Source organism: Mycobacterium sp. NPDC003323 (genome assembly GCF_053589535.1).
This window is the reverse complement of record NZ_JBSFSB010000005.1, coordinates 238950-260978: the sequence shown is the minus strand read 5'-3', so window position 1 is coordinate 260978 and position 22029 is coordinate 238950. Positions and strand designations below refer to the sequence as shown.

At 68.3% G+C, this 22029-nt stretch carries 21 protein-coding genes and 1 tRNA gene; 13 read left to right on the top strand and 9 right to left on the bottom strand.

Going from position 1 to position 22029, the window contains the following annotated elements; all coding sequences use genetic code 11:
- Positions 1-104 precede the first annotated feature (104 nt).
- Positions 105-1343: a L,D-transpeptidase gene (locus ACWDUN_RS15320; RefSeq protein WP_449930005.1), complete on the top strand. Its 1239-nt coding sequence runs from the start codon at positions 105-107 to the stop codon at positions 1341-1343.
- Here the strand turns inward: ACWDUN_RS15320 and ACWDUN_RS15315 are convergent.
- Together ACWDUN_RS15315 and ACWDUN_RS15310 are read right to left on the bottom strand one after the other, a co-directional pair.
- Positions 1340-1834 (bottom strand): SRPBCC family protein, encoded by a 495-nt coding sequence (locus ACWDUN_RS15315; protein ID WP_449930003.1) that lies wholly within the window; start codon positions 1832-1834, stop codon positions 1340-1342. The genes ACWDUN_RS15320 and ACWDUN_RS15315 overlap by 4 nt on opposite strands.
- Positions 1818-2498: a DUF899 domain-containing protein gene (locus tag ACWDUN_RS15310; RefSeq protein ID WP_449930001.1), complete on the bottom strand. Its 681-nt coding sequence runs from the start codon at positions 2496-2498 to the stop codon at positions 1818-1820. Before ACWDUN_RS15310 ends, ACWDUN_RS15315 begins: the two co-directional genes overlap by 17 nt.
- Positions 2499-2632: 134 nt before the next feature.
- Between ACWDUN_RS15310 and ACWDUN_RS15305 the strand changes: the two genes are divergently transcribed.
- Complete coding sequence (locus ACWDUN_RS15305; RefSeq protein WP_449929999.1) at positions 2633-3388, top strand: SDR family oxidoreductase; 756 nt, start codon at positions 2633-2635, stop codon at positions 3386-3388.
- Here the strand turns inward: ACWDUN_RS15305 and ACWDUN_RS15300 are convergent.
- The 3 genes from ACWDUN_RS15300 to orn form a co-directional block, all read right to left on the bottom strand.
- Entirely contained in the window at positions 3385-4512 is a 1128-nt protein-coding gene (locus ACWDUN_RS15300; RefSeq protein ID WP_449929997.1) for a hypothetical protein, read from the bottom strand. The two genes, ACWDUN_RS15305 and ACWDUN_RS15300, sit on opposite strands and share 4 nt — an antisense overlap.
- 126 nt (positions 4513-4638) lie before the next feature.
- Positions 4639-4711: transfer RNA gene (locus ACWDUN_RS15295), tRNA-His, on the bottom strand.
- A 45-nt stretch (positions 4712-4756) separates the two neighbouring features.
- Positions 4757-5386 (bottom strand): oligoribonuclease, encoded by a 630-nt coding sequence (orn, locus tag ACWDUN_RS15290; RefSeq protein ID WP_449929996.1) that lies wholly within the window; start codon positions 5384-5386, stop codon positions 4757-4759.
- An 81-nt stretch (positions 5387-5467) separates the two neighbouring features.
- Here orn and ACWDUN_RS15285 point away from each other — a divergent pair, with 81 nt between their 5' ends.
- Positions 5468-7045, top strand: coding sequence for a helicase HerA-like domain-containing protein (locus ACWDUN_RS15285; RefSeq protein ID WP_449929994.1), 1578 nt, complete (start codon positions 5468-5470; stop codon positions 7043-7045).
- A 48-nt stretch (positions 7046-7093) separates the two neighbouring features.
- On the opposite strand, the gene cmrA is transcribed toward ACWDUN_RS15285, so the two are convergent.
- Positions 7094-7900, bottom strand: a complete 807-nt coding sequence (gene cmrA, locus ACWDUN_RS15280) for a mycolate reductase (protein ID WP_449929992.1) — start codon at positions 7898-7900, stop codon at positions 7094-7096.
- 33 nt (positions 7901-7933) lie between these two features.
- Between cmrA and ACWDUN_RS15275 the strand changes: the two genes are divergently transcribed.
- Positions 7934-9235, top strand: coding sequence for an MFS transporter (locus ACWDUN_RS15275; protein WP_449929991.1), 1302 nt, complete (start codon positions 7934-7936; stop codon positions 9233-9235).
- Here ACWDUN_RS15275 and ACWDUN_RS15270 read toward each other — a convergent pair.
- Both ACWDUN_RS15270 and ACWDUN_RS15265 read right to left on the bottom strand, forming a co-directional pair.
- The gene (locus tag ACWDUN_RS15270; protein WP_449929989.1) at positions 9232-9981 is read right to left on the bottom strand and encodes an MmpS family transport accessory protein; all 750 of its coding nucleotides are present in this window, start codon (positions 9979-9981) and stop codon (positions 9232-9234) included. The two genes, ACWDUN_RS15275 and ACWDUN_RS15270, sit on opposite strands and share 4 nt — an antisense overlap.
- Before the next feature lie 68 nt (positions 9982-10049).
- Entirely contained in the window at positions 10050-10640 is a 591-nt protein-coding gene (locus ACWDUN_RS15265; RefSeq protein ID WP_449929987.1) for an SACE_7040 family transcriptional regulator, read from the bottom strand.
- Between the two features lie 92 nt (positions 10641-10732).
- On the opposite strand from ACWDUN_RS15265, the gene ACWDUN_RS15260 reads away from it, so the two are divergent.
- From ACWDUN_RS15260 to ACWDUN_RS15225, 8 genes are all read left to right on the top strand, one after another.
- Positions 10733-12271, top strand: coding sequence for a carboxyl transferase domain-containing protein (locus ACWDUN_RS15260; protein WP_449929985.1), 1539 nt, complete (start codon positions 10733-10735; stop codon positions 12269-12271).
- An 8-nt stretch (positions 12272-12279) separates the two neighbouring features.
- Positions 12280-14274: an ATP-binding protein gene (locus tag ACWDUN_RS15255; protein WP_449929983.1), complete on the top strand. Its 1995-nt coding sequence runs from the start codon at positions 12280-12282 to the stop codon at positions 14272-14274.
- Entirely contained in the window at positions 14267-15451 is a 1185-nt protein-coding gene (locus ACWDUN_RS15250; protein ID WP_449929981.1) for an acyl-CoA dehydrogenase family protein, read from the top strand. Before ACWDUN_RS15255 ends, ACWDUN_RS15250 begins: the two co-directional genes overlap by 8 nt.
- Positions 15448-15933: a MaoC family dehydratase gene (locus tag ACWDUN_RS15245; RefSeq protein ID WP_449929979.1), complete on the top strand. Its 486-nt coding sequence runs from the start codon at positions 15448-15450 to the stop codon at positions 15931-15933. The genes ACWDUN_RS15250 and ACWDUN_RS15245 overlap by 4 nt, the downstream gene beginning before the upstream one ends.
- Entirely contained in the window at positions 15933-16745 is an 813-nt protein-coding gene (locus tag ACWDUN_RS15240; RefSeq protein WP_449929977.1) for an HpcH/HpaI aldolase/citrate lyase family protein, read from the top strand. Before ACWDUN_RS15245 ends, ACWDUN_RS15240 begins: the two co-directional genes overlap by 1 nt.
- A 96-nt stretch (positions 16746-16841) precedes the next feature.
- Positions 16842-17909 carry a pyruvate dehydrogenase (acetyl-transferring) E1 component subunit alpha gene (pdhA, locus tag ACWDUN_RS15235; protein ID WP_449929975.1) on the top strand — a complete coding sequence of 356 codons (1068 nt, stop codon included), beginning with the start codon at positions 16842-16844 and terminating at the stop codon, positions 17907-17909.
- A 1-nt stretch (position 17910) separates the two neighbouring features.
- Positions 17911-18942, top strand: coding sequence for an alpha-ketoacid dehydrogenase subunit beta (locus tag ACWDUN_RS15230; RefSeq protein WP_449929973.1), 1032 nt, complete (start codon positions 17911-17913; stop codon positions 18940-18942).
- The gene (locus tag ACWDUN_RS15225) at positions 18939-20045 is read left to right on the top strand and encodes a dihydrolipoamide acetyltransferase family protein (protein ID WP_449929971.1); all 1107 of its coding nucleotides are present in this window, start codon (positions 18939-18941) and stop codon (positions 20043-20045) included. The genes ACWDUN_RS15230 and ACWDUN_RS15225 overlap by 4 nt, the downstream gene beginning before the upstream one ends.
- Here the strand turns inward: ACWDUN_RS15225 and ACWDUN_RS15220 are convergent.
- A complete protein-coding gene (locus ACWDUN_RS15220) occupies positions 20042-20794 on the bottom strand; it encodes an enoyl-CoA hydratase (protein ID WP_449929969.1) in 753 nt (250 codons plus the stop codon). The two genes, ACWDUN_RS15225 and ACWDUN_RS15220, sit on opposite strands and share 4 nt — an antisense overlap.
- Before the next feature lie 504 nt (positions 20795-21298).
- Between ACWDUN_RS15220 and ACWDUN_RS15215 the strand changes: the two genes are divergently transcribed.
- The coding region (locus ACWDUN_RS15215) for a hypothetical protein (protein WP_449929967.1) at positions 21299-22029 on the top strand (731 nt) is incomplete at its 3' end.

Genomic DNA, 22029 nt, shown 5'->3' with positions numbered 1-22029 from the left:
AAATCCGCATGACAGAGCGGGTTTCGCGGCCTCGCCGGGGCCGCGGTCGTCGGTGCTTCCCTTAGACTATCGCCAAGAAGTCGTGGCCCATCTGGGTCCGTGTCATGAGGTGGGGCAAGCAGATGGTGCAGGATTCGCCAAGGGTGAGCGCGCGTCGGGTGAAGACGTGGTCGACCGTGATCGCAGTGGCCGTCACCGCTGCGCTCGCGGTCAGCGCCTGCAGCACCCAGCAGGCCCCCGAGCAGCCGAGAACGATCGCCGACAAGGGCACCCCCTTCGGCGACCTGCTGATGCCCAAACTCACCGCGTCGGTGACCGACGGCGCCGTCGGCGTCACGGTCGACGAACCGGTCACCGTCAGCACCGAGGGCGGGGTTTTGGGGGCGGTCAGCCTGGTCGACGAGGACGGCGAGCCGATCGCGGGGACGCTGAGCAAGGACGGGTTGACGTGGTCGACCACGGATCCGCTGGATTACAACGCCAGCTACACCCTGACCGCCAGTTCGCAGGGGCTCGCCGGCGAAGCCACCAGCCACATGACGTTCGAAACGCACTCGCCGGAAAACCTGACGATGCCCTACCTACTGCCCAACGAGGGCGAGGTGGTCGGTGTCGGCCAACCGATCGCGGTGCGCTTCGACGAGAACATCACCGATCGGGCCGCCGCCGAGAAGGCCATCAAGGTCACCACCACCCCCAAGGTCGAGGGCGCGTTCTACTGGCTGAACAACCGTGAGGTCCGGTGGCGCCCGGCCGATTACTGGAAGCCCGGCACCAAGGTCGAGGTGAACGTCGACACCTACGGTGTCGAGGTGGGTGACGGGCTGTTCGGTCAGGAGAACGTCAGCACCAACTTCACCATCGGCGACGAGGTCGTCGCGGTCGCGGATGACGCGACCAAGACGCTGACCGTGCGGCGCAACGGCGAGATCGTCAAGACCATGCCGATCTCGATGGGCAAGGACAGCACGCCCACCAACAACGGCGTCTACATCATCGGCGACCGCTATGCCGAACTGGTGATGGACTCATCCACCTACGGCGTTCCGGTCAACTCGCCCAATGGATATCGCACCGAGGTCGACTACGCCACCCAGATGTCCTACAGCGGCATCTACGTGCACGGCGCACCCTGGTCGGTGGGCAGCCAGGGCTACAGCAACGTCAGCCATGGCTGCCTCAACGTCAGCACCTCCAACGCGCAGTGGTTCTACGAGAACACCAAGCGCGGCGACATCGTCGAGGTCGTCGGCACCGTGGGTTCGGTGCTGCCCGGTACCGACGGACTCGGCGACTGGAACATCCCGTGGTCGCAGTGGAAGGCCGGCAACGCCAGCGCCTAGGACGCTGCGGTCGCAGACCGCTCCAGCGCGCCCAGGGATTCCTCGATGTACTGCTGCGGGAACGGCGGCATCCCGCCGACCTGATCGCGGAAGCTCTGGGGCGTATCGGTCCAGTCGTAGGTGATCGTGACATCGGTCCCGTCGCCGTTGGGCGTCAGGTCGTACCGCCACCACCAACCCCCGGGCTGATGCGTGCCGTCTTCGTCGAGCCGGCCCGGCAGCCAGGCGATGGTCCGGTCCTGCTCGTAATGGCTCACCAGGTTGTGCATGACGTAGTGGCCGCCGGCGAATTCCAGGAACATGTTGATCACGAAGATCTGCCCCACCTCGGTGATGGGTTCGCGGCTGACCGCGTCGCGCACCCAGTCGCCGGGTTCGGTGTCCTGATGACGGGCGGGGTCGGTCAGCACCGCGAACACATCGCTCGGCGAGGCGGGGATGGTGCGGGTGACGACGAAACGTTCAGTGGTCACGTCAGGAGTCCTTTCCATAGGCGCGGGCGACATCGGGACTATCCAACCAACCGGAGTACGTCGGTTGGGACGGCCATCCCTCGGGGGAATCGAGCCACTCCTCCTGCCTACCCCACGGCAGGATGTCGATCAGCGCGAATGTGTGGCTGAGCTGTTCGGTGCCGCGGCCGTTGGTGTGCCACGTGCGGTACACGGTGTCACCGTCACGCAGAAACACGTTGACCGCGAAGCCTTCACCGGGGGCGGCGTCCACATCGGCGCCGAAGCTGCTGCCCGCGCAGGAGTACCAGTCCATCTTGTTGCCGACCTTGTCCCGATAGGCCAGGGCCTCGTCGATACCGCCGTTGGTGACGATGACGAACCGTGCGTCGTAGTTCTGCAGGAACTCCAGCCGGGTGAATTGGGAGGTGAACCCGGTGCAGCCGCCGCACTGCCACTCGGCGCCGTCGTTCCACATGTGGTGATAGGTGATCAGCTGGGAGCGGCCCGCGAACACGTCGGCCAGCCGGATCGGTCCATCGGCACCGGTCAGGGTGTAATCGGGTAGCTGCACCATCGGCAGCCGACGACGCTGGGCGGCGATCGCGTCGAGTTCGCGGGTGGCCGCCTTTTCCCGGCGACGTAGATCGGCCAGGGCGGTGCGCCAGGTGTCTTCGTCCACCACGGGTGGTTTCGCTGTCATCGCAGTCTCCTTCTCCGCAACACGAGGTCACTGTGTAGACCCGCGGTGCGGTCACAATTCATCGCGCGCGGTACTGTCCGACCAACAAAGGGTGCCCTAACACACAATCGGATCGGAAAGCGAGTCGAACAACAATGAGTGGTGAAGGTTCCGATATCGCCGGCTTGCGTCTGCTCGTCGTCGGCGCATCCTCGGGTATCGGTCACGCGGTGGCGGAGCGCGCCGCCGAGCGCGGAGCCAAGGTGGCGGTGGCGGCCCGGCGCACCGACCTGCTCGAGGAACTCGCCGGCCAGATCGGTGGCACGGCGTACGAACTCGACGTCGAGGATCCGGCCGCCATCAGCCGGGTGATCGACGCCGCGGCGCGGACCCTCGGCGGATTCGACGCCGTCGTGTTCACCAGCACGGTCGCGCCGATGGCCCATATCGAGGACACCGACATCGCCACCTGGATCCACGCGTACAGCGTCAACACCCTGGGCGCGCATCACGTGCTGCGGGCCATACGACCCCATCTGTCCGATACCGGCGTCGTCCTGATCACGTCCAGCCACGACGTGGGCCGGCCACGGGCCGGCGTCGCGGCGTATAACGCCAGCAAGGCCGCACTCAACGAGATCCTGCATTCGTGGCGCAGCGAGCATCCCGACCTGGCGATCGTCCGGGTGGGAATCGGCCCGACCGAGGACACCGAGATCCTGCGTGGCGCCGACCGGGAGTTGCTGTCGCTGCTGTTCAAGTCGTGGCAGCGGCACGGTCAGCTGCCCGAGCAGATGTCGGCGCTCAATGATGTTGCCAACACCCTGGTTTCGCTCGTCGGCACCGCTCACCTGAATCCGAGCGTGGTCCCCGAGGTGGTGCAGTTGGCACCGCGGATCCGGCGCAGCTAACGGTCATCGCCGAAAGCCAGCGCCGCCGAGACGCCGCTGTCGGTGACGGGTGGGCCGAGCAACACCCGGACGTCATCGATGGCGGGATCGTAGGCCAGCAGTGCGATCCCGGGACCGCAGGATTCGGTGACGCGCAGCAGCAGCGTGCGGCCGCTGGCGCCGACGACCACAACCGATCGGGAGGCGTCGACGCCGGGCACCCGCAGTGGTTCGGTAACGCGATCCGGCGTCACCCGGGACAGGTGGCTGGCGCCGCAGGCGCCCAGCGATTGCACGACGGAGCCGGCCGGCAGCCGCCAGGCGGCGATATCGCCGTAGTCGTCCCGGCGCCCGGACTTGAAGTCGGTCACCGCCGTCGGGGCGACACCGTCGAGCGGTACCTGCCACAACTGGGTGCCGACCGAATCGGCGTTGGAGCAGCGGGCCAGGACCGCGCCGCTGCTCCACCACCGCACCGGCACGCAGTCGGTGTGCGGCCCGGGCACCGGAAGATGGTCCCGCAGTCGGCCGTTGTTGCCCATGACGGCCAGCCCGTTGTCGGCGCCGAGCACCAGCACCGTCCCGTCGATGCTGGCCAGGTGGTGTCCGTTGTAACGGCCGGCCGCGCCCAGGCGGTCGGTGGGGTAGGACAGTTGCTCGACGCCGGTGAGATCCACCCGCCGCAGCGTCCTGCCGTCGTCGTCGGCGATGAACAGTGCCTTGCCGCTGGGGCGGGTGTAGCGCGCGGTGATCCGGCCCTCCACGGTGATGGTCTGCGTGGCACCGGTGCTCATGTCGATCTCGGTCAGCATCGTGGTGCCCAACTCGTAATCGCCGGCACTGAACAGCGCTCGTCGGCCGTCGCCGGACCAATCCGCCAGCCGCGACGGTCCGGGCAGCCGGGTGATCTGGTGGCGGTCACCGGCCGGGCTCACCAGGGTCAGCAACGACGCGTCGGCGGACTCGGCCACGCTCGCCAGCGTCCAACCCGTGCCGACCTGTGACCAGGGAATCTGCCGGTCGATCAGGACGACGGGCGCGTCCTCGGGCGGGCGCGGGCCGCCGGAGGTCGCCGTGCTGCACGCCGTCGCCAGCAGGGCCGTCAACGCGACGGTGACCTGGCGGACGAGGGTTGCGGGGCCCACAACGCCCCATGATGCGTCGGGGTGATCGGCGGATCCGGGCAGGCGCGCCGGTGGTCGTCCAGATTACGCGGGGCACGCACAGACGAAAACGCCGCCCGCTGGTGCGGACGGCGCTCCCGATCTCGGGGTGGCTGACGGGACTCGAACCCGCGACAGCCAGGATCACAACCTGGTGCTCTACCAACTGAACTACAGCCACCATTGCCGCGCGAGCGGCGTTGACGATCTTAACCGGTCGGACGCGTTACGCCGAATCGGTGTCCTTCTGACCGTTCCCGGCGGGCCCGAGCTCGGCCGCAATCGTCGCGATTTCGCTGGTCGAGGGCCCGGGTGCGGTGACGAAGGCGGTGCGCCGGTAGTACTTGAGCTCTTGGATGGACTCGTGGATATCGGCCAGCGCGCGGTGCGCCAGTCCCTTCTCGGGCTGGCCGAAGTAGATGCGCGGGTACCACCGTCGGCACAATTCCTTGATCGAGCTGACGTCGATCATCCGGTAGTGCAGGTACTCGTCCAGTGTGGGCATGTCCCTGGCGATGAAGCCGCGGTCGGTGGCGATCGAATTTCCGCAAAGCGGAGCGGTTTTCGCGGTCTTGACGTGACTGCGGACGTAATCCAGCACCATGGTCTCGGCGGTCGCGAGGTCCACGTCGGAGGCCAGCACCTCCTTGTCCAGCCCGGAGTTCGCATGCATCTTGGCGACCACCTCGACCATGCCGGACAGGTCGTCGGCATCGGCGTGGATCACCACGTCGATGCCCTCGCCGAGGACGTTGAGGTCGGCATCGGTGACCAACGCGGCAATCTCGATGAGCTTGTCGGACTTCAGGTCGAGCCCGGTCATCTCGCAGTCGATCCACACCAGTTCTTCACGCACAGCGATCCACAGTATTCCCACCGCCGACACTTGGCTGCCTGTACCCGCCCACGTCGGGGCGTGTTCAGTACTGTCTGGCAGATGACCTCCGAACCGACCGGCGCCCCCGCACAGCAGATTGCCGCTGGTTATGCCGTCGACGGGCAGGCGATCGAACTCGGGACGGTGATCGTCGATGGGGTCGCCGACCCGGCCGCGGCGGTGCGGATCCCGCTGGCCATGTTCAATCGGCACGGTCTGGTCGCCGGCGCCACCGGTACCGGCAAGACCAAGTCGCTGCAGGTGATGGCCGAGCAGCTCTCGGCGGCCGGGGTGCCGGTGCTGATGGCCGACGTGAAGGGCGATCTGTCGGGGTTGTCGCGTCCGGGGGAGGCAGGCGACAAGATCGCCCAGCGCGCCGCCGACACCGGTGACGGCTGGACGGCCACCGGTTATCCGGTCGAATTCCTGTCGCTGGGTACCGGTGGGCTCGGGGTGCCGGTGCGTGCCACGGTCACCAGCTTCGGTCCGATCCTGCTGTCGAAGGTGTTGGGACTCAACACCACTCAGGAGTCGACGCTGGGCCTGATCTTCCACTTCGCCGATCAGCAGGGGCTGGCGCTGCTGGATCTGAAGGATCTGCGCGCCGTCATCCAGTACCTGATCAGCGACGAGGGCAAGTCCGACCGCAAGGCACTGGGGGCGGTGTCGACGACGACCGCCGGGGTGATCCTGCGGGCCCTGGTGAACCTGGAAGCCGAGGGCGGTGACACCTTCTTCGGTGAACCGGAGCTGGAGCCCGAGGACCTGATCCGGGTGGACTCGCTGGGCCGCGGGGTGATCACGCTGCTGGAGCTCGGCGCGCAGGCCACCCGACCGGTGATGTTCTCGACGTTCCTGATGTGGGTGCTGGCCGACCTGTTCACCACGTTGCCCGAGGAGGGCGACCTGGACAAGCCGAAGCTGGTGTTCTTCTTCGACGAGGCGCATCTGCTGTTCGATGACGCCTCCAAGGCGTTCCTGGCGCAGGTCGAGCAGACCGTCAAGCTGATCCGGTCCAAGGGCGTCGGCGTGTTTTTCTGCACCCAGCTGCCCACCGATGTCCCCAACGAGGTGCTCAGCCAGCTCGGTGCGCGGGTGCAACATGCTCTGCGGGCGTTCACCCCCGACGATCAGAAGGCACTGTCCAAGACGGTGCGCACCTACCCGAAGACCGAGGTCTACGACCTGGAGTCGGCGCTGACGTCACTGGGCATCGGGGAGGCCATCGTGACCGTGCTGTCCGAGAAGGGTGCCCCGACCCCGGTTGCGTGGACGATGATGCGTGCGCCGCGCTCGCTGATGGACACCATCGGGCCGGACGCCATCACGGCTGCCGCCCAGGCCAGCCCGTTGCAGGCCGCCTACGGTCAGACCATCGACCGCGAATCCGCCTATGAGCGGCTCAACGCGCGGTTGGCAGCGCCCGAGCCGGCCGCCCCGCCGGTTCCCGACCTGCCGCCTCCGCTGGACCCCGTGGCTATCCCGGACCTGCCGCCGCCGGCACCGGACGAACCGAGTTTCCTGGAGAAGATGGCGGCCAGCCCGGCGTTCAAGAGCGCCATGCGCTCGGCAGGCACCGTGATCGGGCGCGAGATCACCCGCAGCATCTTCGGGACCGGCCGGCGTCGTCGGCGGTGATTTCGGTGAGGATACGTGCGCTCACCGCACGTGACCTCACCGAAATCGCTACTCCCCGCCGAGTTTCTTGTAGACCGCCCCGACGATCGGGGTGACGATCGCCCGCGGTGCGTACCCGCTGGCGACCGACATCGCCTTGGACGTCAGGCCGGGCACGATGCGCATCTTGTTGGCTTCCAGCGCATCCAGGGACACCTTGGCCGTGTACTCGGTGTTGATCCACAGGAAATCCGGGATCAGCCGTTCGACCAGGGACTGCTCGGCGATGTCGGGCAGTTCGGTGCGGACCGGGCCCGGCGCCAGCAGCGTGACGTGCACACCGTCCTTCTTGACCTCCCCGCGCAGCGACTCGCTGAAGGTGTTGGCGAACGCCTTGGTCGCTGCGTAGGTCGCATTGTTGGGAATGGGCGAGTTGCCCGCCGCCGACCCGGAGATCAGGATGCCGCCGGCCTTGCGCGCCAACATGCCCGGCAGGACCGCCAGGCAAAGGTCGTGCACGGCAAGGGCATTGAGCTGTACCTGGGCTTTCTCGCCGGCCGGGTCCAGTTTGGCCAGCGGCCCGAACGTGGCGGTGCCGGCGTTGGCGCACAGGATGGAGATCTTGCGGCTGGCCAGTTCCTCGCACAGCACATCGCGTGCCGCGGGATCGGCCAGGTCGACCGCGCGCACCTCGACGGTGACACCGTGGCGCGCGGTGATCCGCTCGGCGAGGTCGTCCAGGACGTCACCGCGGCGCGCCGTGATGATCAGGTGATGGCCGCGTCCGGCCAGATCGAACGCGAGTGCCTCACCGATGCCCTGCGAGGCGCCGGTGACAACCGCGCGGGCGTCGGGGTGGGGAGCAGGTACAGGCATGGGAGAAATCGTAGGGCCGTTAGGGTGGCGGCCATGAGCAGCCCCGGGTCGGTGCCCGATACGGCCCGGCGGTCCCAGGTCCGAGCGTGGGTCCTGTACGACTGCGGGGCCACCGCGGTCAACGCGATCGTGGTCACCTTTGTCTTCTCGGTGTACCTGACCAACGCCGTGGGTGAGGGCCTGCCGGGGGAGACGACGCCGTCGAGTTGGCTCGGCCGCGCCCTCACCGTGGCCGGGATCTTCGTCGCGCTGCTGGCACCGGTCACCGGCATCTGGGTCGACGCCCCGCACCGCAGGCGCCGCGCACTGGTGCTGTTGACCGGTGCGACGGTGCTGCTGGTGGCGAGCATGAGTTTCATCCGGACCGACCACACCTATCTGTGGGCCGGCCTGGCGCTGCTGGCCGTCACCGCGGCCTGCAACGACCTGGCGACCGTGCCGTACAACGCGATGTTGAGCCAGCTGTCGACGCCGGCGACCTCGGGCCGGATCTCCGGGACCGGTCTGGCGGTCGGCTACGGCGGCAGCGTCGTCCTGCTGCTGATCGTGTACTCCGCGTTCATCTCCGGTGACGGCGGGCTGTTGGGTTTGCCGACCGACGACGGACAGAACGTGCGGGCCGCCATGCTGGTGACCGCGGCCTGGTTCCTGGCGTTCGCGTTGCCGCTGCTGTTCCGGGCGCCCCGCCCGCCGGCGGATGCGGCGCACCGTCCCGTCGGCTTCTTCGCCGCCTACCGCAAGTTGTGGGGTGAGGTGCGCGCCGAGTGGCGCCGCGACCGCAACGTCGTCTACTACCTGGTCGCCAGCGCCGTCTTCCGGGACGGGTTGACCGGGGTGTTCACCTTCGGCGCGGTGCTCGGGGTCAACGTGTACGGCATCTCCCCGGCCAGCGTGCTGCTGTTCGGGGTGTGCGCCTGTGTCGTGGCGGCGGCCGGTGCGGTGATCGGCGGACTGCTCGATGATCGGTTCGGTGCCAAACCGGTGATCCTGAGCGCATTGACTTTGATGGTCGTCATCGGGCTGACACTGATGGCGCTGTCGGGGCAGCTGGCGTTCTGGGTGTGCGGGCTGTTGCTGTGCCTGTTCATCGGCCCCACGTTGTCGGCGGCGCGCACCCAGATGCTGCGGATGTCCACCGAGGGCAAAGAGGGCGTCGCGTTCGGGCTGTACATGATGACCGGGCGGGCCGCCGCGCCGCTGGCGCCATGGCTGTTCTTCTTGTTCATCGATGCGTTCGGCACCGACCGGGCCGGGATGGGCGGACTGTGCGTGGTGCTGGCGCTGGGTCTGTTCCTGATGTTGGGCGTGAAGGCGCCGCGTCGAGTGTCCCGTTAAGGCAGCGGACTGCAGATCGTCAGGCCGGACCCGGAGCGTTCCTGGACCTCGGCGCCCTCGATGCTGATCGAACAGGTCACCTCGCGGCCGACGTTGATGATGCTGACGCTGGCCGACTGTTTGGCCGGCTGGGGCAGCGCCACCTCCTTGCTCCAGGGCAGCAGCACGTTGAACTCGGTTTGCAGCACACCGCCGTTGTCGACATAGGTGATGTTGATGGCGCGGCCCTGCCCGTCGACGGTGTAGGTGACGGTCTCGGTGGCGCCCGGTGTCGTGGACGGTGCCGTGGTCGAGGGGGTGGTCGACGGCGTGGTGGCCGGCGGCACCGCCGTTCGTGGCGTGGTCGTGGTGGTCGGGCGGCGCGTGGTAGTCGGCACCGTCGGCTCGTCGGTCGGTTCGCCCAGCGACGGAACGGGCGCGACCACCGTCTCCTGTTGGGAGCTGTTCACGATCACCAACGCGATCACCAGACCGATGACGGTCAGGACGGCGATACCGGCGACGATCCACAACCAGCGCGGTGTGCGGGGTGGTTCTGGCGGTTCCGGTGCGCCCGGCGGTGGGGGCGGCGGCCCGCCGTACTGGCCGGTGTAGGGGTCGTACCCGTACGCGGGGTAGGCGGGCATCTGCTCGGTGGGGCGGTACGGCGACTGGCCCGCGTACGCGGGATCGACGTATCCGGAGTAGCCGGAGTTGCCACCGTCGAGCCGACGAGTCGGCTCATCCCGACGTGGATACTCGGTCATGCCCACCTCATGTGCCCCACGGTACCCGCGTGCCTGCGGATCGGGCCGCCGACGGGGCGGCCACGGGCTCATCGCGCTGCGGTGAGCGCCGCGACGGTCATCGACCGCAGCACCGGCCGCGACGAGTGCGTCGTGCTCGGCATCTTCAGGCTGTAGGGCGTCGAGTTGAGCAGGCCGAATGCCGCATGCGCCTTGACCCGGGCGTCCGCCTCGTCGAGGTCGGGATCGACCTGGCGCAGCACGTCGACCCAGATCTCGACGTACTGTCGCTGAGCCTTGCGTACCTGGCGTTTGGCGGCCGGTGGCAGGTGGCTGAGGTCGCGGTCCTGGATGCGGATCAGATTGGACTCACCGAGGGCGAAGTCGAGGTGGAACTCGATCAACCCGTCGAGTGCCGTGGCCGGATCGGCGGACTCGGCGAGCACGGCGCGGGCGCCGGCGAGCAGTCGGGTGCTGATCCCGACCAGCAGCTCGACCAGCAGCGCCTCCTTGTTCGGAAAATGGCGGTAGATCGCCGGGCCGCTCACCCCGACTGCGGCGCCGATGTCCTCCAGACGCACCGACAGATAACCGTGTTCGGCGACCAGTCGCTCGGCGGCGCCGATCAACTGGCTGCGCCGATCGGATTTGGCTTTGCTGCGCGGAGTCTCAGTGGACATGCCCGGCTCCATCTTCCCCGTAGACATTCCAGTTAATGACGATTAACATCGTACGAGTTAATCGTCATTAACTCAACTGGACGGGTTCACCGATGACGCATCGCGAGGCGCACACCGCGCTGGTGACCGAACTGCGCGCGAAGCTGGCCACCGCCGCGCGCGGCGGACCGGACAAGGCGCGGGACCGACATGTGGGGCGCGGTAAGCTGCTACCCCGCGACCGGGTCGACACGCTGCTCGACCCGGGAAGTCCCTTCCTGGACATCGCGCCGCTGGCCGCCGACGGCATGTACGACGACGAGTGCCCGGGTGCCGGCATGATCGCCGGCATCGGCCGGGTGTCCGGGCGCGAATGCATGGTGGTGGCCAACGACGCCACCGTCAAGGGCGGCACCTACTACCCGGTCACCGTCAAGAAACACCTACGCGCCCAAGAGATTGCCGCGCAGAACCGGTTACCGTGCATCTATCTCGTGGATTCCGGTGGTGCCTTCCTGCCACGGCAAGATGAGGTGTTCCCCGACCGCGAGCACTTCGGGCGCATCTTCTACAACCAGGCCACCATGAGCGCGGCGGGCATCCCGCAGATCGCCGCCGTGCTCGGATCCTGCACCGCCGGCGGCGCGTACGTGCCCGCCATGAGCGACGAGGCCGTCATCGTGCGCAACCAGGGCACGATCTTCCTCGGCGGCCCACCCCTGGTGAAGGCCGCCACCGGTGAGGTGGTCACCGCGGAGGAACTCGGCGGCGGCGACCTGCATTCGAAAACCTCCGGTGTCACCGACCATCTCGCCCACGACGACCGCGACGCACTGCGCATTGTGCGGCGCATCGTGTCCACCTTCGGGCCGCGACAGAACCCGCCGTGGGAGGTGCGGCCCACCGTCGACCCGATCGCCGATCAGCGCGAGCTCTACGATGTCGTGCCGGTGGATTCCCGGGTGCCCTACGACGTGCACGAGGTCATCACCCGCATCGTCGACGGTGGTGAATTCGCGGAGTTCAAGGCCGAATACGGCACCACCCTGGTCACCGGCTTCGCCCGCATCCACGGCCACCCGGTCGGCATCATCGCCAACAACGGGGTGCTGTTCGGCGAGTCGGCGGTCAAGGGCGCGCACTTCATCGAACTGTGCGACAAACGCAACACACCCCTGGTGTTCCTGCAGAACATCGCCGGGTTCATGGTCGGGCGTGACTACGAGGCCGGCGGCATCGCCAAACACGGCGCCAAGATGGTCACCGCGGTGGCGTGCGCACGGGTGCCGAAGCTGACGGTCGTCATCGGCGGTTCGTACGGCGCGGGCAACTACTCGATGTGCGGGCGGGCGTATTCGCCGCGCTTCCTGTGGATGTGGCCCAATGCCCGCATCTCGGTGATGGGCGGCGAGCAGGCTGCTTCGGTGCTGGCCACCGTGCGGGGTGAGATGACACCCGAGCAGGAGGAAGAGTTCAAGGCGCCGATCCGCGCGCAGTACGAACACCAGGGCAACCCGTACTACTCCACCGCGCGGTTGTGGGACGACGGTGTCATCGACCCGGCCGATACCAGAACCGTTCTTGGATTGGCCCTCTCGGTTGTCGCACAGGCTCCGCTGGAGCCGGTGTCCTACGGCGTCTTCAGGATGTGAGGCACACGATGACTACACAGCTGTTCAGCACCGTCCTCGTCGCCAACCGTGGTGAGATCGCCGTCCGGGTCATCCGCTCGTTGCGCGACCTGGGTATCCGCTCGGTCGCGGTCTACAGCGACGCCGACGCCGGTGCCCGCCACGTTCACGAGGCCGACACCGCGGTGCGGATCGGGCCGGCCGCGGCCCGACAGAGTTACCTCGACATCGACGCCATCGTCTCCGCGGCCCGACGCACCGGGGCGCAGGCCGTGCACCCCGGATACGGATTCCTGGCCGAGAACGCCGATTTCGCGGCCGCCCTGCACGCCGCGGGCATCGTGTTCATCGGACCGCCGGTCAACGCCATCAAGACCATGGGCGACAAGATCGCCGCCAAGGCCGCGGTATCGGAATTCGATGTCCCGGTGGTGCCGGGAATCTCGCGACCGGGCCTGACCGACGAGGAACTGATCGCCGGCGCGCCCGAGGTCGGCTTCCCGGTCCTGGTGAAACCGTCGGCCGGCGGTGGCGGCAAGGGCATGCGGGTGGTGCACTCCGCTGACGAGCTGCCGGGGGCGTTGGCCTCGGCGCGGCGCGAGGCGGCCTCGGCGTTCGGTGACGACACCCTGTTCCTGGAGCGTTTCGTTCTGAACCCCAGGCATATCGAGGTGCAGGTGCTCGCCGACGGCCACGGCAACGTGATCCACCTGGGGGAGCGGGAGTGCAGTCTGCAGCGACGGCATCAGAAGGTCATCGAGGAGGCGCCGTCGCCGCTGCTCGACGCGGCCACCCGCGCCCGCATCGGCGAGGCCGCCTGTAACACCGCCCGCAGTGTCGACTACACGGGTGCGGGCACCGTGGAGTTCATCGTCTCGGCCGACCGGCCCGACGAGTTCTTCTTCATGGAGATGAACACCCGGCTGCAGGTCGAGCATCCGGTCACCGAGATGGTCACCGGGGTCGATCTGGTCGCCCAACAGGTACGCATCGCCGCCGGGGCCGCACTGGACATCATGCAGGACGACATCACGATGACCGGGCACGCCATCGAGGCCCGGGTGTACTCCGAGGACCCGGGCAACGGCTTCCTGCCCACCGGTGGCACGGTGCTCGACGTCGTCGAACCCATTACGGCGCGCGTGGATTCGGGCATCTACGCCGGAACAGTGGTGGGCAGCGACTACGATCCCATGCTGGCCAAGGTCATCGCCCACGGCCCGGACCGCGAAAGCGCGCTACGTGGCCTGGACCGCGCACTGGCCGAATCCGCCGTGCTCGGTGTGACGACCAATATCGACTTCCTGCGGTTCCTGCTGTCCGATCCCGATGTGCTGGCCGGCCGGCTCGACACCGGACTGCTCGACCGCCGGATGCCCGACTACCGCGCACCACAAGCCAGCGACGAGGACCTGATCGCCGCGGCCGCTCACCGCTGGCTGCAGGCCTGGCAGCACGGCGACGGCAGTGTGTGGTCGATGCCGTCGGGGTGGCGCACCGGTGAGCACGCATCGTTCACCCTGCGGCTCGGCGCCGGTGACCGCGTCGATCATGTGGCGATCACCGGGGTGCCCGAATCCGCCACGGCCACCGTCGAACACGGCACGACCCATGACATCAGTGCGACGATCCGGGGCCGCACGTTGACCCTCGTCGTCGACGGTGTGCGCACCGACTACGTCCTCGCCACCGACGGCGCCCACACCTGGGTGAGCGGTGCCGGTCGCACCATCGCGGTGCACGAGGTGCGCGAGGCCCCGGTGCGGCCCGATGACGGGCATGCCGGGGACGCCGAATTGCTGAGTCCCATGCCGGGATCCGTGGTGGCCGTCGGCGTCGCCGATTCGGCCGAGGTGGCCGCGGGCGCGGTCGTGGTCACCGTCGAGGCGATGAAGATGGAGCATGCCCTCAAGGCACCCGTCGACGGTGTCGTGGAGCTTCTCGTCGCCGTCGGCGACCAGGTCAAGGTCGGTCAGCCGCTGGCCCGAATCACCGCTGCAAGCAAGGAGTCCGAGAATGCCTGACTATCTGTCCACGGGCGCACTGCCCGACGAATACGCCCAGCTGGCTGCGACGGTGCGCGATTTCGCACAGAACGTCGTGGCTCCGGTCGCCGCGAAACACGATGAGCAGCACAGCTTCCCGTACGAGGTCGTCGCGGGGATGGCCGATATGGGCCTGTTCGGGTTGCCATTCCCCGAGGAGTACGGCGGGATGGGCGGTGACTACTTCGCGTTGTGCCTGGCATTGGAGGAACTCGGCAAGGTCGACCAGAGCGTGGCCATCACGCTGGAGGCCGGTGTGTCCCTCGGTGCCATGCCCGTCTACCGCTTCGGCAACGACGCGCAGAAGCAGGAATGGTTGCCGCTGCTGGCCAGCGGCAAGGCGCTGGGCGCCTTCGGCTTGACCGAGGCCGGTGGCGGTAGCGATGCCGGCGCCACCAAGACCACCGCGAAAGAAGACGGCGCCGACTGGGTCATCAACGGCTCCAAGCAGTTCATCACCAACTCCGGCACCGATATCACCCGACTGGTCACCGTCACGGCGGTCACCGGCGGGCAGGACCGCGAGGATGCCCGCCATGGGCGCGGCAAGAAGGAGATCTCGGCGATCCTGGTGCCGGTGCCGACCGAGGGGTTCACCGCCGAGCCCGCCTACAACAAGGTCGGCTGGAACGCCTCGGACACTCATCCGCTGAGCTTCGACGATGTGCGAGTGCCGCAGGAGAATCTGTTGGGCGAGCGTGGCCGCGGATACGCCAATTTCCTGAGCATCCTCGATGAAGGCCGCATCGCGATCGCGGCACTGTCGGTGGGCGCGGCGCAGGGGTGTGTGGACGAGAGCGTGAAGTACGCCAAGGAACGGGAGGCTTTCGGCGCGGCGATCGGCACCAACCAGGCCATCGCCTTCAAGATCGCCCGGATGGAGGCCCGCGCCCATACGGCCCGCACCGCCTACTACGACGCCGCCGCACTGATGCTTGCCGGCAAGCCGTTCAAGAAGGCGGCGGCGGTGGCCAAACTGGTGGCCAGTGAGGCCGCGATGGACAATGCCCGCGATGCCACCCAGATCTTCGGCGGGTACGGATTCATGAACGAGTACTCGGTGGCCCGGCATTACCGGGACTCCAAGATCCTCGAGATCGGGGAAGGCACAACGGAAGTGCAGCTGATGCTGATCGCGCGAGGGTTGGGCCTGTGAAAGACCAGAAGGTCGTAGAGCAGCGCGGGTTGTGGTTCGAGGAATTCGAGACCGGGGTGCTGTACCTGCACCGGCCCGGACGCACCATCACCGAGGCCGACAACGTGCTGTTCACCACTTTGACGATGAACACCCAGGCGCTGCATCTGGACGCCGCATTCTCCGATGCGCTGCCGCCGTTCAATCAGCGCCTGGTGAATTCGATGTTCACGCTGTCGACGTTGGTCGGGTTGTCGGTGGCCCAGTTGACCCAGGGCACCATCGTCGGCAACCTCGGGTTCTCCGAGATCGCCTTCCCCAAACCGCTGTTCCACGGCGACACGCTGTACGCCGAATCCGAGGTCGTCGACAAGCGGGAGTCCAAGAGCCGGCCCGGCGAAGGAATCGTCACCTTCGCCCACGTCGGCCGCAATCAGCACGGTGACATCGTGGCGACCGCGTCACGAAAGACCATGGTGCGCAAGAAGCCCCAGGAGGGTTGATGCCACTCGCGAATGCCGGGCCGGCGTGGATCTTCTGCCCGGCCGACCGTCCCGAACGTTTCGCCAAGGCGGCGGCCGCCGCCGATGTCGTCATCCTGGACCTGGAGGACGGTGCCGGTGACAAGCCGGCCGCCCGCGACGCCGTCGTCGACACGCCGCTGGACCCCGAGCGCACCGTCATCCGGATCAATCCGCACGGCAGCGAGGACCAGCGACTGGACCTGGAGGCGCTGCGTCGCACCGATTACACGACGATCATGCTGCCCAAATGCGAGGCCGCCGAGCAAGTGACCGCGCTGGCGCCGCTGGACGTGGTGCTCATCGTCGAGACCCCGTTGGGCGCGCTGAAGGTCGCCGACACGGCCGCCGCGGCCAACACCATCGGTGTCATGTGGGGTGCGGAGGATCTGTTCGGTTCACTGGGCGGCACGGCCAACCGGTTCCCGGACGGTTCCTATCGCGAGGTCGCCAAGCACGTGCGGTCACAGTCGCTGCTGGCCGCCAAGGCGTACGGCAGGCTCGCGCTGGATTCGGTGTACATCGACATCAAGGATCTCGACGGGCTGCGCCGCGAGACCGATGACGCCGTGGCCGTCGGCTTCGACATCAAGGTGGCGTTGCATCCGACGCAGGTGAGTGTCATCCGGGACGGCTATGCACCGACCGGCGAACAGGTCGAGTGGGCGCGACACGTGCTGGCCGCTGCCGCAAACCACCGGGGCGCATTCGCCTTCGAGGGCATAATGGTGGATGCCCCGGTACTGCGGCGGGCGGAGCGGATAGTCCAGCTTGCGCCTCACCCCGGTAGCTAGCCGGCGCCCCTGACCAGGGGGTCGCACCGACCGCCTCTGTGCCGAGCACCTCGAGGAAACGGCGGCCGAACATGCCGCCACCCTGAAGGAGGCGGTATGGCTGGTATTTCTGCACCCCTGCAACTGGTCGGTGCGGACGGCGCCCCGACCGCCGAGACGCGTCATCGACGCGATCTCCCACCCGAAACCCTGGCCTGGCTCTACGAGCTGATGGTGCTGACCCGCGAACTCGACACCGAGTTCGTCAACCTGCAGCGGCAGGGGGAGCTCGCGCTGTACGCCTCCTGCCGCGGTCAGGAGGCCGCCCAGGTCGGGGCCGCGGCCTGTCTGCGCAAGACCGACTGGCTGTTCCCGCAGTATCGCGAACTCGGCACGTTCCTGGTGCGCGGCATCGCGCCGGCGCAGATGGGCGCGGTGTGGCGCGGATCGTGGCACGGCGGTCTGTCGTTCACCGACAAATGCTGCGCGCCGATCTCGATCCAGATCGGCACCCACGGCCTGCACGCCGTCGGCGCCGCCATGGCCGCCCAGCGTCTGGGTGAGGACTCGGTGACGGTGGCGTTCATGGGCGACGGCGCGACGTCCGAGGGTGACGCCCACGAGGCGCTGAACCTGGCTGCGGTGTTCGCCGTGCCGACGATCTTCTTCATCCAGAACAACCAGTTCGCCATCTCCACGCCGGTCAGCCATCAGCACGCCGCAACCTCGTTGGCCGACCGCGCCGCCGGTTACGGGATGCCCGCGGTACGGGTCGACGGCAATGACGTGCTGGCGTGTTTCGCCGCGACGGCCGAGGCGGCGCAGCGGGCCCGCGACGGCGGCGGCCCGACGTTCATCGAGGCCGTCACCTACCGGATGGGGCCGCACACCACCTCCGATGACCCCACTCGGTATCGGTCCGACGCCGATACCGAGAAGTGGGCGGCACGCGACCCGATCGCCCGCTACGCGACGTACCTGCAGACGACGGGGGTGCTGACCGACCGGCTGGCCGAGCGGGTGGCGGGCAAGGCCGCGCGGATGCGCACCGAGTTGCGCGAGGCGGTGGTCGGCGCCCCGGATCGCGATATCGCCGAGGTGTTCGACGCCGTCTATCACGACATCACCCCGGAACTGGCCCGGCAACGCGACGAACTACTGGTCGAACTGGGGAAGGAGTCCTGACATGACGCAGATCATCGAGCGCCCACCCATGGGTGACTTCCCCGAGCCGCGGCCGTCCCTGCTGACACTGACCATGGCACAGGCCATCAACCAGGGCCTGCACGACGCCATGGCCGCCGACGATCGGGTGCTGGTCTTCGGCGAGGACGTCGCGCGGCTGGGCGGGGTGTTCCGGGTGACCGACGGACTGGCCGAGACCTTCGGTCCGCAACGGTGTTTCGACACCCCGCTGGCCGAGTCGGCGATCATCGGTATCTGCGTCGGCCTCGCGCTGCGCGGCTTCGTACCGGTTCCCGAGATCCAGTTCGACGGCTTCTCGTCGCCGGCCTTCGATCAGATCGTCAGCCACCTGGCCAAGTACCGGATGCGTACCCACGGTGATGTCGACATGCCGGTGACGGTGCGTATCCCGTCGTTCGGCGGAATCGGTGCGGTGGAACATCATTCGGAGTCCACCGAGAGTTACTGGTTGCACACCGCGGGCCTGAAGGTCGCGGTGCCGTCGACCCCGTCGGACGCATACTGGCTGCTGCGCCAGTCTATCGCGTGCCCGGACCCGGTGATCTATCTGGAACCCAAACGACGGTACTGGTCGCGCGGCACCGTCGACACCGAGACGGCACCGGTGCCGTTCGGGCGCGCCACCATCCGACGCGCCGGCGAGCATGTCACCGTGCTGACCTACGGGGGTCTGGTCGACACCGCCGTCAGTGCCGCTGAGCTGGCGGAGGACCGCGGAGTCGATGTGGAGGTCGTCGACCTGCGGACGCTGAATCCGCTGGACTTCGAGACCATCACCGATTCCGTGCGCCGCACCGGGCGCGCCGTGGTGATGCACGAGGGCCCGCGGACGCTGGGGTTCGGTGCCGAACTCGCGGCCCGGATCTCCGAGGAACTGTTCTACGATCTGGAGGCGCCGGTGCTGCGGGCCACCGGGTTCGACACCCCGTATCCACCCGCCCGGCTGGAGAAGTTGTGGTTACCAGGGGTGGATCGGTTGCTGGACTGCGTCGAGAAGGTCATGGGCCAGTGAGCGGGTTCGAATTCCGGGTGCCCGATCTCGGCGAGGGGTTGGAGGAGGCCACCATCACCGGATGGTCGGTGCAGGTGGGCGACACCGTCGAACTGAACCAGGTGCTGTGCACGTTGGAGACCAACAAGGCCGAGGTGGAAATACCCAGCCCGCAGGCCGGCCGGATCGCCGAACTCGGTGGGGCCGTGGGGGACACGCTGGCCGTCGGCGCGGTGCTGGTGCGCATCGGTGCCGAGGAGAAAACCGGGGCCGGCGCAGTTCTGGTGGGTTACGGTGCCGATGACCGGATGGACACCTCCCGGCGCGCCCGCGCCAAACCGTCGACCCGGAAGTTGGCTCGCGACAGCGGTGTCGATCTGGGTGCGGTCACGCCGACCGGACCCGATGGCATCGTCACCCGAGATGATGTGCTGGCCGCCTCGGCTACTCCGGACATGGTGGCGCTGTCCGGCGTGCAGACCGAGATGGCGAAGCGGATGAGTCTGTCGCGCAGCCGAATTCCCGATGCCCATGCCTCGGTGGTGGTGGACGGCGCCGCGCTGCAGCGGCTCTCGCACCGATTGGAGGTCACGCCGTTCGTGCTGACCCTGCGGCTGCTCACGCTGGTGCTGCGCCGGCATCCATTGCTGAATGCGACGTGGGTCGACACCGCCGACGGGCCGCGGGTTCACCGTCATGCGTCGATACACCTCGGCATCGGCGTGGCGACCCCGCGTGGCCTGCTGGTCCCGGTGGTGACCGAGGCGCAGCAGCGCACCACGCGCACGCTGGCGGCTGAGGTGACCCGGCTGATCGAGGGCGCTCGCGGCGGCACGCTGCGACCCGCCGAGTTGATGGGATCGACGTTCACGGTGTCGAACTTCGGGGCGCTCGGTCTGGACTCGGGCGTGCCGGTGATCAATTATCCCGAGGCGGCGATCCTCGGGATGGGGTCGCTCAAGCCCAGGGCCGTCGTCATCGACGGTGCGGTGGTCGCCCGCCCGACGATGGAGCTGACGTGCGCGTTCGACCATCGCATCGCCGACGGTGCGCAGGCGGCGGCGTTCCTGTCCGACCTGCGTGAACTGGCAGAGGCGCCGGAGCTGGCGCTGGCCGACCTCTAGCGGTTCTTGGCTGCGGCCAGTCGGTTCTGGAACTCCGGTGATTCGATGGACCGCGCCTGGGGGGTGATCTCCACATCCACGGCGATCGCGTGCTGATCGCTGTCGACGGCGCCCGGGTTGGCGGTGGCCCTCATGGATGCCTTGGTGGCGATCACGACGTCGCGCGGTGCGGCGGCCGGACCGGCGGCCAGCTCGCGCGCCGCGGCCACCGGGTCATCGGCCACCTCGAGCGCCAGGCCGTAGCGGACCGCCTCCTGCGCGTCGAAGCGCTTACCGAACAGCAACGCTGCCCGGGCGACCTGCGGTCCGACGCCACGTTGCAACATCCAGGTTGCCCCGCCGCCCGGATGGATGCCGAGTTTCTGGAAGCGTGGGTCGAAGAGCGCTGCCGGACCGGCGATTCGAACGTCGGCGGCCAGGGCCAGATTCAGTCCCGCACCGACTGCCGCACCGTTTACGGCGGCGATGGTCGGCAGCGTGCAGTTGGCGACGGCGAGGAAGCCGTCGTAGATGACGCGAAGCCCGTCTTCGGCGGCTTCGCCGAGGGCGGTCAGATCGGCGCCGGCGCAGAACGCCTTACCCGCACCGGTCACGATCACGGCGTGCACGTTCGGGTCGGCCTCGGCGTTCTCGACCGCGGTGCGCAGGGCCGCCGACATCTCGGCGGTGACGGCGTTGCGCCGGTCGGGGTCGTTGACGGTGATGGTGGCGACGTGATCGGCGAAGTCGACCATGACGAGATCGGGCATGGGTTCAGGCTACGGATCGCCGCGAACGGCTGAGCTTGGAGGTCAAGACCGGGGTGTTGGCCCAGCGTGCGGTGGTTCGGGCGGCGTTCTGTCACGGGCCCGGATCTCCTTTGCATCGGAACGGTAACCGTCCCGTTCGGCGCGCCGGGAAGTTTCAACCGTGTCATTTACCTTCTTCCCTGACTGCAACGTCAATAAGAAACACGCTTGGGGATGACATGGTGAGTAAGTCAAATCGTTTGGCTGTCAGCATCTTTGCGGCCGCGGCTCTGTGCACGCCGCCGCTGTTGTTGATCGCGACTGCCGAGGCCCAACCTGCGTTGCAGTCGAGTGCAGGCGGCGTGCCGTGTGTCGGCATGGTGCAGCAACTCGCTGCGACCCCGCCTGATCTGAGCCAGTCGTTCCAGGGCATCGCGGCGCCGTTCACGGGTGCCGGCGCGGCTCCTGTTGTCGTCCCGCCCGCCACCGCCGCCGGTGCGATCCCGGCGGCGGGGGTGACCGGCGGTGGTGCCGCCGGTGGTGCAGGTGGTGCGGGCGGCGGTGCTGCAGGCGCTGCGGGTGGTGCCGCGGGCGGCGGTGCTGCAGGCGCTGCGGCTGGTGGCGCTGGTGGTGCGGGTGCCGGCGGTGCGGGTGCTGGTGGAGCGGGTGGTGCCGGCGGTGCGGGTGCTGGCGGAGCCGGCGGTGCGGGTGCCGGTGGTGCGGGTGCTGGCGGAGCGGGTGGAGCCGGCGGAGCGGGTGCCGGTGGTGCCGGTGCTCCTGTTGGCGGCGGCGCGCCTCTGGTCGATGCGGCCGGTGTCGGTGCCCCGGTTGGCGGTCCGGCAGCGGGAATGGTCAACGATGCCGCGGCGGCCGCGCCGGGTGGCGGTGCACCGCTCGCGGATGCGGCAGCCCATGCCGGTGGGGGTGGCGCGCCCGGTGCCGGAGGTGGTGCTCCGGGTGCAGGGGGCGCGGGTGGCGATGGCGCGCCGGCCGGTGCTTTGGTCGATGCCGCCGCTGTGGCCCCGCCCGTTGTCGAGGCGCCCGTCCCCGCTGCGGCTGTGGTCGATGGAGCAGCCGCGGCCCCGGCTGCGGCAGCTCCCGTTGTCGGCGGCGGAGAGGCTGCCGCTCCTGCCGCGGCGATCGGCGGAGGAGACGTTGCCGGTGGCGCTGGAGGTGCAGGCGGTGGCGGTGCGGCCGGTGGTGGCGCTGGAGGTGCAGGCGGTGGCGGTGCGGCCGGTGGTGGCGCTGGAGGTGCG

Coding starts and splice junctions, on each gene's coding strand:
- ACWDUN_RS15320 (WP_449930005.1), top strand. CDS start 105: ATGAGGTGGGGCAAGCAGATGGTGCAGGATTCGCCAAGGGTGAGCGCG.
- ACWDUN_RS15315 (WP_449930003.1), bottom strand. CDS start 1,834: ATGGAAAGGACTCCTGACGTGACCACTGAACGTTTCGTCGTCACCCGC.
- ACWDUN_RS15310 (WP_449930001.1), bottom strand. CDS start 2,498: ATGACAGCGAAACCACCCGTGGTGGACGAAGACACCTGGCGCACCGCC.
- ACWDUN_RS15305 (WP_449929999.1), top strand. CDS start 2,633: ATGAGTGGTGAAGGTTCCGATATCGCCGGCTTGCGTCTGCTCGTCGTC.
- ACWDUN_RS15285 (WP_449929994.1), top strand. CDS start 5,468: ATGACCTCCGAACCGACCGGCGCCCCCGCACAGCAGATTGCCGCTGGT.
- cmrA (WP_449929992.1), bottom strand. CDS start 7,900: ATGCCTGTACCTGCTCCCCACCCCGACGCCCGCGCGGTTGTCACCGGC.
- ACWDUN_RS15275 (WP_449929991.1), top strand. CDS start 7,934: ATGAGCAGCCCCGGGTCGGTGCCCGATACGGCCCGGCGGTCCCAGGTC.
- ACWDUN_RS15270 (WP_449929989.1), bottom strand. CDS start 9,981: ATGACCGAGTATCCACGTCGGGATGAGCCGACTCGTCGGCTCGACGGT.
- ACWDUN_RS15265 (WP_449929987.1), bottom strand. CDS start 10,640: ATGTCCACTGAGACTCCGCGCAGCAAAGCCAAATCCGATCGGCGCAGC.
- ACWDUN_RS15260 (WP_449929985.1), top strand. CDS start 10,733: ATGACGCATCGCGAGGCGCACACCGCGCTGGTGACCGAACTGCGCGCG.
- ACWDUN_RS15255 (WP_449929983.1), top strand. CDS start 12,280: ATGACTACACAGCTGTTCAGCACCGTCCTCGTCGCCAACCGTGGTGAG.
- ACWDUN_RS15250 (WP_449929981.1), top strand. CDS start 14,267: ATGCCTGACTATCTGTCCACGGGCGCACTGCCCGACGAATACGCCCAG.
- ACWDUN_RS15240 (WP_449929977.1), top strand. CDS start 15,933: ATGCCACTCGCGAATGCCGGGCCGGCGTGGATCTTCTGCCCGGCCGAC.
- pdhA (WP_449929975.1), top strand. CDS start 16,842: ATGGCTGGTATTTCTGCACCCCTGCAACTGGTCGGTGCGGACGGCGCC.
- ACWDUN_RS15230 (WP_449929973.1), top strand. CDS start 17,911: ATGACGCAGATCATCGAGCGCCCACCCATGGGTGACTTCCCCGAGCCG.
- ACWDUN_RS15220 (WP_449929969.1), bottom strand. CDS start 20,794: ATGCCCGATCTCGTCATGGTCGACTTCGCCGATCACGTCGCCACCATC.